Origin of the sequence: Haladaptatus salinisoli, from assembly GCF_020614375.1 — an archaeon.
Classification (GTDB): Archaea; Halobacteriota; Halobacteria; order Halobacteriales; family Haladaptataceae; genus Haladaptatus; species Haladaptatus salinisoli.
In genome coordinates this window covers 44179-56354 of sequence record NZ_CP085331.1, presented here as the reverse complement: position 1 = coordinate 56354, position 12176 = coordinate 44179, and the positions used below count along the sequence as shown (strand labels likewise).

Below are 12176 nucleotides of genomic sequence, written 5' to 3'. Positions count from 1 at the left end.
CTCGCATTCGTCGAGTTATCCGTAGGCGTGGCAGTCGGTGCTGACTGGCCCACAGAAAGCCCGACAGTAAACGTACTCACGAGAAGTAGACACGAGAGCACTCGAAACACAGTGTGATTGGTCATGGCGTGATCGAAGGAGGAGGATGGTCAGTAGGCCGTTCGTCGGTGATTAAAACATGCAGCCAAGGCCAACGTCGGAAAGCGAACTCCCGAACATCCCGAGTACCCACCCGGCGAGTTGTGGGAGTGCCGCGCCAGCGAACAACAAGCCGACAGCAACCCCGAGGGTTTTTCGCGAGCCTGCCTTGCCGTGACTTCCCCCACCGCGCGAGGAGATCATGGATTTTCCACCGACGAAAATTCCGGCGAGAACGAGGATACTTCGGAGCAGTTGCCCGCCCTGATTGATCCCGTTCGACGCATTCGGGACGTCGCATGCTCCCGCTGCCACTACAGGGTCAATGGCGATGAGCGCGACACCAACGGTGATCGCCAGTGCTTTCGGAGTCATGAATCGGTGCAAGAATTCGTCGAGACGGTCGATTGTAGGTTTCATTCGGGGCGACCTCAGCTTCAAAGATAACCTGAGGGTACTAATAGCTAACCCACGGTAGTCTATCAAAACATTAGCTATCATATGGTAATGATTGCTAACCTTTGATAAGCTATCAATAGTGGAGGTAACCACGAAGATACTTATGGCTAACTAGGGAACACCTGACAAACGAATGATCACGTACCCGCTCGAAATACCCGACGACGAGGAAGACACGTGGCAGGATTGGAAACAAACCGTCCCCCGAAGTTACCCTAAAGTCGGCGATCGGCTTCAAGAATTCATCAAGAAAGACCTCGAATCGCGATCAGAACACGGCGAAGGACTTTTAGAGCGGTTCGACGAATATGAATCCAACGAGACTGACTAACGAGATGAGCTCCTCGAACCTCACGTTCAGCCAGAAAATCATTCAGACCATCAAGCGGTCCGCAGTAGGGTTCCCTCTGCTCCTCATTTCCTTTGGCGTCCTCCGCTTTGTCATCGGAGGTATGGCTGCAGCCGCGGCTGCCCTCATCATTACCAGCCTCGTCGTGAACGTCTACTTCGCCAAGCCTGAGTCTGATACCTAGCTCTCCACTTCAGTCACATTCGCGCGGATCCACTCTTTGAGTTGGTCGACCCGCTCTTGAGCTGCTTGTGCCTCCGCTCTTACATCCTCAATCTCGCGTCGGAGGTCCTCGATATGCTGCTCAACAGCCGACGGAATCGGCCGAGCATCCGTCCGTGCTAACAAGTCCTCAACTGCCTCACGGCCCCGGTCGGTAAGAGAGAACACACGGGCGGGGATTCGGTCGCCCTGCTCCTCGTGAGCGACGACCTCGATCAGGCCCCACTCTTCGAGGATGTCGAGGTGATAATTCACGGAATTGACGGTGTCAGTAAGTTCACGCTTCGGTGTCTCGGCTGGATAATTATCGTTAATTGCTAGCAGAAGTTCCGCGCGGTTGCCACGGAGTTCGTCGATCAAAACATCCCATGACTCGGGCTTTTCCATACTCTCACTACCACGACGACCGTCAAAATTTTACCGGCAATTGCACATCAAATTCATCCTCCCGACAATAATAGAGGGGGAATTACCCATGGAGCGGAAACGAAATTACAATGAGATCAGTGAGACATTGGGTCCCCCTGGCGACCTAGTCCCAATCTCGCAATGGCGGTTGAGGAAAGAATGCAAGCAACCAGAACCTCAGATAAGAGAAGAGAGATGATTATCTACAGGAAAAAATACCGAGCCAGTGACCAGCAAGAGGGCACCCCAAAATGTCACACGAGAAAATTCAGCCAGAGTGGTGTTAATAGGGACACCCCCACAAGTGGAGAGCCGGCGGAAAGACAAGGTGGTCACGCCACACGAGAACGAGGTAAGTGCAGACAGGGGGACAGTCCAGCCGAGGACACGCGAGGAGAGGAACCAACGGTGAGACCGTGGGACAGTCAGGCCGTGCCGGACCCAGAGGAACACGACTGAGCGACGAAAAAGGGACAGTCCAGCAGTGTGGCCAACAGGTCCGCAGAAGAGAGTAAACCGACAACAAGACAGCCACATCGCAAGGGTGGTAAGCCACTAAGAACAGCACCGGCCAGTAAACCGCACAGTAGGAGGCTGTCAGCAACAGCAACGGCACCCCGGAAACCGAGTGACGACCAGCACAGACGAAACTGGCTGTGATTCCTTTGAGACAGTCACAGCCGGACGGAGTGGACAGTCTGCTCTGTCGGGAGAGAGCGAGGAAACAACTATGCGTCCCACAGGAGTGCTAACTGGTACGACCGGCATGGTGGGTGCCGATGAGCAACACCGGTCACACCACTCTTGGAGCACTGACCGGGTACCAGCAGCACGCCCTGACGGGGTGCTGGTGTGGCTGCACGAGCAGGGTGCCACTGGTCTCCACATCACCTGGGTGCCGACCCGAGTTCACTACGAGGGTGCCGTCTTTTGCAAGACACCGCAGTTTCAATGAGAGCGAACGCAACAGCCGAGGACCAGGCATATGGGAGCTGTCCAGTATGGAGCTATGTACGCTGGTGGACACACGTAAAAGAGACTGTCAAATCTGCCGACCAGCACGGCCTATATTCTAGCGTGATTTCATCTATGGGACTGTCCCCCTTGGTGTCGGTAACAAACTGGACGTCCAGCGGCGACGGCGGGACTGCCACTGGCAGTGATCCCGTGGGACTGTCTGTGAGGGTGAGCATGATTGTGGAAGGAGAAGGTGTCTTCCTGTAGTGTACAGCTGAGTTACTCCGGAACTCTGGTGTGTCACCACTGGACTGTCAGAGTGACTGCTGCTGGTTGTCTGTGATGGTGAATTTCACTTGAAAGACGGGGTGTTTCACGCTGGGTTGGGCACTGTTTTTGCCCGGCCGACTGTTCACAGGGAGCATGAATTTGTAAAGGGGTGACCGGCTAGTGGGTTGGTGGTGTCTTACTCTATATCGCTGCCACTACTGGATTCACGTCGTTATTGGCATTCTAAAATATGGAACAGTCTTGGGTTTGACTATATTATCCGGCTAAATCGGGCGGACTGAGAGACAAGAAGGATAATTGCAATAGTGATTCCCAGAATTATCATCAAATAATTCATATTTATTGAAGCCCAACCTATAAGAAGTGATGAGACCAGCACTGCGCCAGATAGCAACAATAACTTGATTAAATAAGAGGATCTATCAATAATTTGCCTGATGATAATGTTTCCTACATAGAATAGAATCAATGTTAGTGCTATAAAAACTGATACACTAATGATGAAATTGAAAAAGCCGGTATTCGGTACAGTTTGCTGGAGGAACACATGAACTGCGATTGATTGTATCATCGAATATTAAAACGCTGTTATTTATAATAAATGTTTAGCGCGCTGTTGCATAGCGTGGTATCTGTGAGCCCGAGAATAAGCTTCGTGGTGAGTGAAATAACTCTTTGACACTACTCTTTCAGTTGTCGTCGCATTGGCAGTCAGAGCACCGTCACGCTCTGTCGTGTGTGCCAAGGCATATCGTTAAGCCATCGACACACCTCTTAGAAACTATGAACAACCACTCATCAACTCAAACAGCCAGTCGCCTACTCAGCGTGCTTGCCATCCTGTCTGCCAGTGGCGCGAGTGGCTATCTCCTCCTTCCCAATCCGCTTGCAGATGTCTTTTTCGCTGGGATTGTGCTGCTCAGTGTACTATTTGCTCTTATCGGTGGGATTGGTGCATGGACGAACCGGACACCCCTTGTCTGGGTGGCTGCACTCCTGTTAACGGGGCTTACAATTGTGGGACTGTTATCAATTGGGCTCTTTTTCGCACCCGCTGCAGTCTTCTTGCTGGGAGCTGCTGTTTTCTCACAACTAGCTGGACCGCGGACAGGTCAACGGGAGGCAATCGTGTCTCATCCGCCAACTGTGCACGAAACTATGCTGAAGTCGTTAACTGGCACCGTATCCGTGGTAGTCGGAGCGGGGATGGTGTACATAGGTGCATTCACCCAAGAACTATTTGGGGCTTGTTCGAGCGAAACGTTGGCCTGCGCTCTTGAGACGACGCACTGGGATGCAGTCGGAATAACTATCCTCGGACTGATTGCTATTAGCTTCGGGGGATGGCTCCTCTGGAAGCAGATCTATATCGCCCGTGTATTTGCATCAGCAAAGATGGGTAGATGGAAGTAGTTGGTCAATTTAGCCGTACTAGAACCCATATCAAGTGATTGGCTCACCGTTCATCTGGTATATACACACTCCTATCTGGACATTATCATATATTGATAAGTATTGCAAAGTATAAGATGTTTCTTTCTATAATTAGTCAAAGTATATGCCAATGAACCGGAGACAAGTGCTCAAATATGGAGGTGGACTCGGAACGCTTGCTGGGTGCGCAAGCCTGCAAGGAATGATTTTTAGATGGACTCCAAAGAAGTATACAATCCAAAATGACCGTCACGCCTCGGTTGACCACCATAGTTGCTACCGCTCCCGTTAGCGCAACACTTTCGTGACCAACTCCCGATAACGCCTTAGAGAATTATGAGCAGCGTGACCAGAGCGCTCCAAATCATGACGACGGCTGCAACTGGACTGTTCACGGGCGCGGCGGTGTATATTAATCTCGTCGAACACCCCGCTCGTATGCAGAGCGGTCTTGAAGCGGCGATGACCCAGTGGGTTCCGAGCTACAAGCGGGCCACCCGTCTACAAGTTCCCCTTGCCCTAATAGGAACTCTCGGTGGACTAGTGCTCTGGAAACGGGACGCAGATCGGAGGTGGCTGTACGGAGCAGTATGTATCTTCTCGGTTATTCCGTACACCTTCTTTGCGATCTTACCAACCAATAACCGATTGCTTGACCCTGGACTCGACAAAACCGCCGATGAAACCCATGACTTACTCGTACAGTGGGAAAAGCTTCATGCCCGTCGGTCTGTACTCGGCTTAGCGGCATTCCTCCTTTTTCTGAATAACTGTGGTGACCAAGAGTAACCCAGTAGTGCTGTGGATGCGCACCACGAACTGCGCACGGATCGAGACGGCACTCCCAAGGGTGTTCTCCTTCCGCTCATAACGGAAGAAAACGCTAGACAAACTGGGAGGCTCGACTCTCACTCTCGCAGTGGAGGAGTCTCGAATTCCGTCCCGCAGCCCTGGCAGACGACTATGGTTTGGGTTTGGTCGCCAAGAGTTATGCGCAAGTCGTCGTCGCCACACTCAGGACAGTTCTGTGGGGTCTGCTTGGTACCACAGCGTGGACAAACAAATCGGAGACCATCTTCGTCGTTGAAGTCCAACCGTACGTTGTCATGGTTGCACTCGGGACACTCAACAGGGATCCGCATATCTTCGCTATTCCGAGGAGCACCGATTGCTAACACTACGAGGCCGGTATTTGATTCATTCTTGCCGGACTGAAACTCGCCAGGCGCAAATCTAATTGCTTCACCTTCACTGATAGTGACCTTGCCGTCTAGTGTTTCGAAGACTGCTTCTCCCTCAATGACGATGAACACCTCTTCTTGATCCATATGCGTATGAATCCCGCCGGGGAAGCCTTCACCGGGGCCAATACGGTAGTGATTGAGTGCGAGATTGGATGTCTCCAGGGGTTCAGATAGTCCACGACGCTGGAGGTTCTCTTCAAGAACAACGGGCTCTCGGTCATTGACAGCTACTTTCTTCATATGCATCGGTATTCACGGAGAGTGAAAAATATACATCACGAACTCGGGACTCTTGCTCGATCGTGCTAAGTACAGAGCGTATATCTAACATTGCATAAAGACTATCATTATACAGAGTCAACAATTTATCTAATGACAGAAATCTTCATTCGGAAGCAAAAGATTCGCCCTGGCAAAACAGATCGGCTTCGGGAGTGGATACAAGAAATGAATGAAGAAGCCGAGGCAGATACCCAAGGAGTTCGTAACATTTGGGCGGACGAGAGCCTCCATACCATTTCGTTGTTCATCGAACACGCGCAGGATGGAGATTACTTCGTCTGGTATCTTGAAGCCGGCTCAATGGAGCAACTCATCGAGGCACGGCGCGCTTCAACACATCCATTACACGACATTGAAGACGCAATGATGGAGGAAGTATTAGAAGATCCAGAGGAAGTCGGTGATTTCGAACCACTACTTCATGGTGTAAATTCAGAGCGTCCCGCTGCTTTCGACATCCACCAGTACTCTGAAGATCCCCAGTAAACTCGCACCACGAACTGCGCATAGATCGAAAAGGGAGTACCAGGGATGATCTACTGCCGCTTATACTCTCAGCCGGCAGTAAATTACTCAAAATCACCGATTTTGGGAAATCGACCTCGCTGCCGTCACACGTTCTACTTCGATTATAGAACCGATCAAGCATCTCGAAATAGGGTAAAATGGCATAAATTAGACTGGTTCAAATGATCTTGTTTCGATAGCGTCTCAAAAATCCGGACGGTGCAGACTCACCGAGCAGTCGATGGGTGACCGCCTATAGAATCTGAATATATATCTTCAAGTCGGTGATCTCAATCAGGATACCACAGGTACTGGGAGATCAACCGAAGAACACATCAACGACGTCGCTTCCGCGATTGCGAACGTTCTTGTAGAGTTCAGAGTAGCCGCAATTGTCGCAGGAGACGACGGTGAAGCTCTTAGTCTGGATATCGAACATCTTGCTTAACCCGCCTCCGGTGGTTGACAGAGAATCCGTGGTAGCTTCTGTGTGGCCACATTTCGGACAACCGGGGGAACCGTCGGTATCGGGAGTCATGAATTGTAGCATCGCACTGCCAGGGTAAATACTTCGTGTACAACCCCTCAATGACTCTTCTCACTTCTTAGATTCATTGTCAACACTGTCGGCATTTTCTTTGGTATTCGCTCAGCTCATTGCATTCATCTTGGAGGTATTCAACCTATGCTTCGAGTCACCCAATTTTTCGTTCCATGCGGTTGAGTCGTTTGTCAACGCTGTCGCCTGATCGGAATCAAGGGAAGAAGTACTTGAACCTACCAAGCACACCGAACAGAGGGAGAGCATAGATGATACGCATAATGACGGCGAACTATAGGACGGGACCACCTGGAATCTGAAAGGGAATCATTTTTTCATATATTGGTGAGCTTGGGATGTAATCGCCTCTATTCTTATTGTGGTTGGTTCCCACCTCAGAATCAGACGAACCTTATTTTGTTGATTAGAAAGTCTGATATTAGTACGGACAGTACTATGAGTCTAATATGCTAGTGACGAGCTATAGCAGAGATTAGTGGGCACCTGGCAGGAGGAGTGGTGATTATCATCGGACTTCTCGGCATTCGGTTTGCCTACGTGATCACACGCTTCGGCGAACAAATTGATGCAATTGGGAGTACGCGACAATGATCCGAGGTTAAACCAGCAGAATGGAGTATTGTGTCGCAAGAATGATTGGATTCCTTGTTGTACTTACTGGTGGGGTTATCGCTGTGCTTGCACTCATTGAGTGACTCATGATCCTCGATAGATTGCGGCCACGGTCGTAGTCTACTTGTTGACATCTACAATAGGTAGCTGGTTGCCTACTGTAGACGGAGTGATTCAACGAATTGTGTTCTCAGAGTCGGAGTGACTGAACAATTCGCTTGCCACCGCCGTGGTAAACAACGAAATAGCCACCTGCAAGCGACACAAAAACGATCGCAAGCAAGAGAATCGTGCGAGCGAACAATGAAAGCTCAAAGAAAGAATCCAATTGACCGAGTGGCATCGTTATGACTGTGAGGAAGACAAGTACGGTGAGTCCGAATTTGATTTTCTTGAGCATCAATGGGGATCTTGACTTCGGATTTTTTCTGCAAATCATATTTTGATGTTCAGTTGTATAAGTGTGTTCTCTACAATAGAAAAGAAGAACATTTATTCTTCGTCGACATCAGTATGATAGATGAACTGGCGTGAAGTTCTATTTATTAGTATGATTTGGTGGACTCTCGGCGCAGCATATCTATTGTGGCCACAGTCGATGTTTCGATTCCGATTGTTGCCATTTGGACCATCAGAGGATGGCCTTACAGAAAGCGGCGAGCTCGCCTACAAGAGACTTGGGATTTTTCTGATTCTACTTGGTGTAGCTATCGCAGTCTTGGGACTAACTATCTAAAAGCGACGAAAATAGAAATATGAAAAACGGCGGTATAATTCTAAACCCAGCAACTCTTAGTAGATGAGTGACAAGCGGTTAGGCCGTCAGCGGTAGCCGTGAGACGACATTACTCACTACTCAAATTCTCCGATCGAATACCCACCGATAGGGCGGGTGCACCCAGTCAAAATACGCCCGTCCAAGTGTTGTACTGATTCGAGCACCTGCCCTTCCGTTCGCCGACGGTCGATCTGTCGACGTCCATTCTAATCTAGACGATCACGCTCAATCGGTGTTCGGATGATCAACTTCATCAGCCGATTGGAGGTGAGACCCCCGTTACACCCTCAGTGAGGCCGATCAGCAGCCATCTGTCCCCGTCATTGTCGAGCAGTCGCGTTGCAAGGCGATCAGCGTCAATCTCGTCGTCCCGTGTCTCCTCTAGAACGATCGCAAGCTCGCTATGAAGCGTATCGAACAGAAGCGTTTCACGGAGCAGATACAGACGGTTGGCTCCGGATCGCTGTAAACAGTCGCCAGCCAGTGCAATAGTGAATACGCTATTGTTAGTATAATCTACTAGCTAGCGTTAGCACCCGTGCCGTTCGGAAACGAACGGATGAGAGAATGGGGAGGACCGAAGCGTCAGGGGGTGTTAGTTGTCAGAATCGGCAATGAATTGCGTGAGCCACTCGCCGGGTGAGAGCGGGTTGAGGTTGTCCGCATCGATCAATTCCGCCATGTGACCGATCTTGTGACTGCATAGCGAGATCGTGATCGCCGTTGGGCCATCGATCGCCGTCACCATCACCCCACGGCCGCACGTCGGCAGCGTTCGCCCGTCATTCGTCGGCCGCCTCCGCGACGTGTAGCGGCCCGTCGCAGTCGCCACAATTGTACTATTATAGACATATTTAACTAAATCAGAACAATTTCATATATATTTGTACAGGTGCCAAAGGATCACGGCATTGAGGGCGACTCCAATAATGCCACTAATGGAGCTGAGCAGGAGTAAAATTCCAAGAAGGAAAGAATATGCAAATGCAATAACTGCAATTAACCAACCCCATTCTTTCCGTGCTAGAAGGCCGTATCCAGCAGCGAGATGTAACGGAATCGCCGGCAATTCAACGGCAATCTCTAGCCAGCTACTAAGAACTGGAAGATTAACATCACTAAATAACACTGCAAATAGACCAACTAAGGCGCTAATCCCAGTAATTAGCGACCATACTCCGATAAGCTTCAATCCAAGTGGAAGAGGATTCATCGAGTCGTGGTGTTTCGATGTCATCCTTTCCTCTTCCTGGTGCCCTGGTTTATTTTACATTCTTAAAGCTATTATGGCTTAACTATATTCAAAACTATCAGCAATCTCGCTTAGATGTAAATTTAATATCGTAATATTTCCATTTGGTTGTTTTCATATAACAATTGTAATAATCGCAGGGACAGCGATTATGTCCTGGTGCTATATAGTTAAACGAACATCTATTCCATGGCAGAATATCTCTAGTGCGGTTACATTAGTATAATCTGCTAACAAGGCCGTGTTGAAACTCTCAAGAGGTGATCGGTTCTAGCGGTTGGACTGAGTACAGAGCGTGTATCGGTTACCGAGCAATTGTCCTCCTGTGAGGGGACGAAGTAGTAGATATAGATGACTCAAATGCCACTCAGTAGAGAGGGAAACTTTCGTTTTTCTTCGCCAGCTGTGCCGACTCCCGAAATGGACTTCGTTCGTGCGACCATACGCGTCAAACGTGGCTTCTATTGGTATCTATGGTTCGCGGCAGCGAGAAACCACACTGGGATCACTCTTCGCGTTTGCCGTACGTCTCCTCACCCCAACCATAATCGGACGCTTCGTCGTTCCGTTCGAGGTAGTCCTCCAGTACCTCCTGCACAGCCCGGCCGAGATCATCTAACGCGGCATCGATCATCGAAACCGCACTCGAATCGAGCGATTCGGTCGCCTCTCGCTCCCGCCAGTCGTCCGGAATCGTCGGGGCATAGAAGCGAAGACGGTCTTCGGTTGGGTCCCAGTAGAAGTCGAATGCCTGGAACAGGCCGAGGTCGCTGACGATTTGGACCTGCTCTTCATCGAGGTTCGTGTACTCGGTCCACTCGTTGAACCCCTCCTTCCACGCACCCTCCTGAAGTAGATCTTCGATGTCCTCGCGGTAGAAGTCCTCTGATCCCAGCGTCTCTTCCTGCCACTCAAACTCGCGCGGCATCCCTCGGTTCGAGAGATCCGGTGATTCCGGAACCTCTACATCAAGCGTCATACCAATGGTTTCACTGGCAAACTAATAAAGCCCCATATCAGTCCCCAACGAGAGACGAGATGCTCTCTCAACAGAACAGCCCGTTCCTGGATAGATACTCTGTTTTCAGCGCCAGTATTCGACAGATGGAGATTAGTTTACTAAATAGAAAGGCGCGATCATGCTGAATACCCCCTCTCTATTCAGCGCGTCAATCCTGTCACGCTCTGAGAGCTTCAGCAGAACCGTGTGGGATAGTATACTATACTAACCTGTGGTAGCGCCTGTCCCAACCAGAAACGAATGAATGAAAGTGTGATGGAGAGCCGAAAGCGTCAGCAGGAGTCAGTGAGAGTCAGCGAGGAAGTCAGTCACCCACACATCAGGCCGTGGTGGGTGCAGATCGCCCATCTCAAGCATTTCGTCGGGAGTGGCGACCTGATGCTCGCACGGACCCAGAGAGACCCGCGACGGGCCAGCTACCGTTAGAGACCCAACAACTCGCAGACGGCGGGGACAACGATACTCTGTCCTCATTGTCCGGCAGCCTCCTCGACCCGCAGCGCCCCGCCACAGTCGCCACAGCTGTACTTCTCAGGGTGTTTCACGACCTTCGAGCGCTGATAGCGTGCGAGTCGTCCACCGCAATCTTCGCAAATCACCCACCAGTTCGGCGATGTGAACCGCTCGCAGTGCTGGGTTGTGTCGAGGGCGTCGGTCCAGCGGGCGAACGTCTCGCCGTGGTCCGCTTCCTCGAACTCGTGATACTGCCATGCGTGAATCAGTTCATGGCGCACGGTCGAACTGAATTGCTCCCAGCCGTGTTGCTCGAATGCATCCCATGCGAGCGAGATCGTTATCTCGCCGTTCGCAGGGTCATATGTCGTCGCCCCTGCTGACCGCTGTCGTCGGTGGGACACTTCCCACGCAATCGCATCAATCGGCAGGTCAGGGAAATGCGCAGCGGCGACGTCCGCCGTGTGTGCTTGCGCTCGGTCAAGCAGGTCCCGTTCAGTCGTCGGTGTGTCGTCCGCGCGTTCGGTCGAACTAGCCGCGAACTCGGTCAGCGTTCGCTGGGCGACCATATCCAATAGTTTCGATTGTCGTACCATAAAATTAGATGGTGTGACAGATGATTAGTTCGGCAGTTCCTTACGACGCGCGCGGACGCACGGCCAGCACGGGAAGCCATTCAGACCGTCACAGTCGCACTCTGCCGGTGCAGCGTCGTCTTCGTCCGTCTCATCGGTCTCCTCGTCCTCTTCGTCGTCCTCCGATAGGAAGACGTCGAGCGTCCCGTCGTCAGTCGCGGTTTCAACAGCAGTCATGTGCTTGCAGAACGCGCTCCGGTGAACGTGGTGCGGGCACGTGCAGGCCATTGCCTCGCCCGTCACGTCGTCCAGCGTCACGACGTATTGGTGGTCAGCGGGGGTATCGTGGCTCTCGTTGGTCACGTCGACCATACCGGGGGCCTCAACGCGGAAACTGAACTGTTCCCATTGCGCGCGTTTCTGTGCCGTCTCGTCAGCTTCAAGTTCGCTAGGTGATTTCGTACTCATGGTCTTTCAACGTAGGTTTCGGAAGACCAGTGCCGGGTGTTCCAGCACCCGGCGCGTTTCTACACACGCTCGAGGACACCGTTCTTCCTGCTTATTCCTTATAGGGCATAGGTAATAAAACCACCGTTTTCCCTGCAAGGAATAAGATTATGTCACGTGGAAAT

General features: G+C 51.1%; 14 protein-coding genes. 5 read left to right on the top strand and 9 right to left on the bottom strand.

All coding sequences use genetic code 11. The annotated features are described in order from the left end of the window. Positions 1-171 precede the first annotated feature (171 nt). Positions 172-558, bottom strand: a complete 387-nt coding sequence (locus LIX00_RS23500; protein WP_227357330.1) for a hypothetical protein — start codon at positions 556-558, stop codon at positions 172-174. Between the two features lie 172 nt (positions 559-730). Here LIX00_RS23500 and LIX00_RS23495 point away from each other — a divergent pair, with 172 nt between their 5' ends. Both LIX00_RS23495 and LIX00_RS23490 read left to right on the top strand, forming a co-directional pair. Next, a complete protein-coding gene (locus LIX00_RS23495) occupies positions 731-928 on the top strand; it encodes a hypothetical protein (RefSeq protein ID WP_227357329.1) in 198 nt (65 codons plus the stop codon). Between the two features lie 4 nt (positions 929-932). After that, positions 933-1130, top strand: coding sequence for a hypothetical protein (locus tag LIX00_RS23490; RefSeq protein ID WP_227357328.1), 198 nt, complete (start codon positions 933-935; stop codon positions 1128-1130). Here LIX00_RS23490 and LIX00_RS23485 read toward each other — a convergent pair. Continuing rightward, positions 1127-1555 carry a helix-turn-helix domain-containing protein gene (locus LIX00_RS23485; protein WP_227357327.1) on the bottom strand — a complete coding sequence of 143 codons (429 nt, stop codon included), beginning with the start codon at positions 1553-1555 and terminating at the stop codon, positions 1127-1129. The genes LIX00_RS23490 and LIX00_RS23485 overlap by 4 nt on opposite strands. A gap of 2052 nt (positions 1556-3607) precedes the next feature. On the opposite strand from LIX00_RS23485, the gene LIX00_RS23480 reads away from it, so the two are divergent. Together LIX00_RS23480 and LIX00_RS23475 are read left to right on the top strand one after the other, a co-directional pair. After that, positions 3608-4237 carry a YccS family putative transporter gene (locus LIX00_RS23480; RefSeq protein WP_227357326.1) on the top strand — a complete coding sequence of 210 codons (630 nt, stop codon included), beginning with the start codon at positions 3608-3610 and terminating at the stop codon, positions 4235-4237. 387 nt (positions 4238-4624) lie between these two features. Continuing rightward, positions 4625-5047 carry an anthrone oxygenase family protein gene (locus LIX00_RS23475; protein ID WP_227357325.1) on the top strand — a complete coding sequence of 141 codons (423 nt, stop codon included), beginning with the start codon at positions 4625-4627 and terminating at the stop codon, positions 5045-5047. 119 nt (positions 5048-5166) lie between these two features. Here LIX00_RS23475 and LIX00_RS23470 read toward each other — a convergent pair whose 3' ends face one another. After that, positions 5167-5742 carry a cupin domain-containing protein gene (locus LIX00_RS23470; protein WP_227357324.1) on the bottom strand — a complete coding sequence of 192 codons (576 nt, stop codon included), beginning with the start codon at positions 5740-5742 and terminating at the stop codon, positions 5167-5169. A gap of 132 nt (positions 5743-5874) precedes the next feature. Between LIX00_RS23470 and LIX00_RS23465 the strand changes: the two genes are divergently transcribed. Next, on the top strand, positions 5875-6270 hold the full coding sequence (locus tag LIX00_RS23465) for a DUF6176 family protein (RefSeq protein ID WP_227357323.1): 396 nt from the start codon (positions 5875-5877) through the stop codon (positions 6268-6270). Positions 6271-6610: 340 nt separating this feature from the next. Here the strand turns inward: LIX00_RS23465 and LIX00_RS23460 are convergent, their stop codons facing one another. From LIX00_RS23460 to LIX00_RS23435, 6 genes are all read right to left on the bottom strand, one after another. Next, positions 6611-6829 carry a zinc ribbon domain-containing protein gene (locus LIX00_RS23460; RefSeq protein WP_227357322.1) on the bottom strand — a complete coding sequence of 73 codons (219 nt, stop codon included), beginning with the start codon at positions 6827-6829 and terminating at the stop codon, positions 6611-6613. Positions 6830-8838: 2009 nt separating this feature from the next. Then, positions 8839-8991: a hypothetical protein gene (locus LIX00_RS23455; RefSeq protein ID WP_227357321.1), complete on the bottom strand. Its 153-nt coding sequence runs from the start codon at positions 8989-8991 to the stop codon at positions 8839-8841. Between the two features lie 126 nt (positions 8992-9117). Then, complete coding sequence (locus LIX00_RS23450; protein ID WP_227357320.1) at positions 9118-9480, bottom strand: hypothetical protein; 363 nt, start codon at positions 9478-9480, stop codon at positions 9118-9120. Positions 9481-10000: 520 nt separating this feature from the next. Continuing rightward, the gene (locus LIX00_RS23445) at positions 10001-10474 is read right to left on the bottom strand and encodes a DUF7992 family protein (protein WP_497007357.1); all 474 of its coding nucleotides are present in this window, start codon (positions 10472-10474) and stop codon (positions 10001-10003) included. A gap of 512 nt (positions 10475-10986) precedes the next feature. After that, a complete protein-coding gene (locus tag LIX00_RS23440; RefSeq protein ID WP_227357319.1) occupies positions 10987-11538 on the bottom strand; it encodes a SprT family zinc-dependent metalloprotease in 552 nt (183 codons plus the stop codon). A gap of 51 nt (positions 11539-11589) precedes the next feature. Then, on the bottom strand, positions 11590-12012 hold the full coding sequence (locus tag LIX00_RS23435) for an SWIM zinc finger family protein (protein WP_227357318.1): 423 nt from the start codon (positions 12010-12012) through the stop codon (positions 11590-11592). Positions 12013-12176: the final 164 nt, after the last annotated feature.